Source organism: Nocardia sp. NPDC004722, from assembly GCF_053601505.1.
In genome coordinates, this window is the sequence record NZ_JBSGBY010001011.1 from 1 (window position 1) to 1,718 (window position 1,718).

Sequence of the window (1,718 nt, forward strand, 5' to 3'; positions counted from 1 at the left end):
GATGGTCACGATCGCGCCCCGATAGCGAGCCAGCGCGGGCAGGATGAGCAGACCGCCGTCGATCAGCTCGACCAGGCGCAGGCGCTCCAGCAGCGACACCGTCTCGGCGGTGAGACCGGCCACGTCGGCCTGCCATTGCGCGGCGAAGGTATTGCCGTAGCGGGCGGTGAGCATCTGCACGGTGTCGCGGATCCACGAGGACTCCAGGAACGGGAACTCCGGGATCTCCGGTTCCTCCGCGTCGATCTCCGAATCCTCGTGCGGGCCGAAGACATCCAGCGGATCGGCCAGCGGCGCGAACACTGTGGTCGCCGGGATGGCGCTGTCGAGCTGCTCGGCGAGATCGGTGAACGGGCGTTCCGGCCGCGGCCTGCGCTCCACCGGATTGTCGATGTCCAGCACCAGATCCGCGATCTCGCCCGCGAGCAGCAGCGCCACCTGGGCGAGCGTGCCGGTACCCGGGAACCGCACATCGGTGAGGCGACCCGAACTATCGATCAGCGCAACGCCTTCCGCGCGCCGCTCGGCCCGCAACCCCGTCAGATACTCGACCTCGGTGACCAGCTTCTCCTGCGCCAGCAGGGAGCGTTCGGGCTCGTCGAGTTCGTCGGCGTAGACGACCGGCTGCTCGACCAGCGCCCGGCGCACCTTGCGTGCGGCGAGAGTCATTGCGGGAGAACGGGTATCCGCACCGCCCGCCTCCACGCCGAGGAGTCCGGTGACGCTCTGGAGGTGCTGCAAGGCGCGTGGCGGCCGGAAGAGCGCGAACACCACCGACCGGTCGATGTCGTAGAGCGCCTCGCCCGCTTCGGGATCACTCGCCCAGCCGCCCGCGTCGCCATCGGCGAGGGTGACCGCGCCGCGCGCCGCCAGCCAGCCCACCGCGTCCACGAACGCGTCACGATCGGCGGCCCGGTCGGGTGCGAGCTCGAGCCCGTCGATCCGCTCGGTATAGGCGGCCACCTGATCGGCCAACTCCGACAAGGTGATCTGATCCCCGGCCCGCCCCAGCGCGGCCAGACCCAGCGCTAGATAGGCGTAGCGGCGGCGGTCGAAGAGCCGGTCCCCGGTGGTGCGCGCGGGCCGCCCGGACTCGAGGCGATCCAGCACCGGGAACAGGCGCGCCGTGGTCTCGGTGACCTCCAGGCGGTAGCCGAACAGTTCGGCCAGATCCTCGCGCAACTCGGTCGCCCAGCGGCGAAGCAGCGGCAGCGCAATGCGATCGGGGTAGGTGCGGGTCACCAGATGGTTCGCCAGGATCACCCGGGCGGCGCGCTGATAGCTGTCGAGCGCCAGCGAATCGATACTGCGTGCGTGCATCAGCCCGCCTCCCCGTTCTCGGGTTTCGCGGCATTGGACTTGCGAGTGCGGATCGAGGTGGTCTCGCGGACCTCGAGTCGTCGATTGTTCAGGTGCAGAACGCCTTTGGAGGTGCGGACCAGCGTGGAACCGGGATGTTCGGACACGGTCAACGTCACGCCGTTGTCGGAGCCCGAGGTGCCCGGCACGCGGCCGCTGACCGGCACCCACGCGGTCGAGGCGGCGTCGAGAAGCTTCAGCAGCACCTCGGTTTCGCCCTCGTCGAGTTCGCGTTCGTAGATGTCGGAGGAGGCCAGGGAGCGGGCGGCCTCGGCGCGGGCGCGCTGGGCGTCCAGCTGCACCTGGCGCAGGCGGCGGATGCCCGCGTCATTGCGTTGCAGCCGCGCGGGCGCGCCGGG

The 1,718-nt window shown here is 70.4% G+C and carries 2 protein-coding genes; both read right to left on the reverse strand.

Translation table 11 applies throughout. The features are described from left to right. Nucleotides 1-1,320, reverse strand: a 1,320-nt coding sequence (locus tag ACWELQ_RS45185; RefSeq protein ID WP_452403106.1) for a TIGR02678 family protein, incomplete at its 3' end; no start/stop codon positions are given. Then, on the reverse strand, nt 1,320-1,718 hold a 399-nt coding region (locus tag ACWELQ_RS45190), incomplete at its 5' end, for a DUF2397 family protein (protein ID WP_452403107.1). The genes ACWELQ_RS45185 and ACWELQ_RS45190, both read right to left, overlap by 1 nt.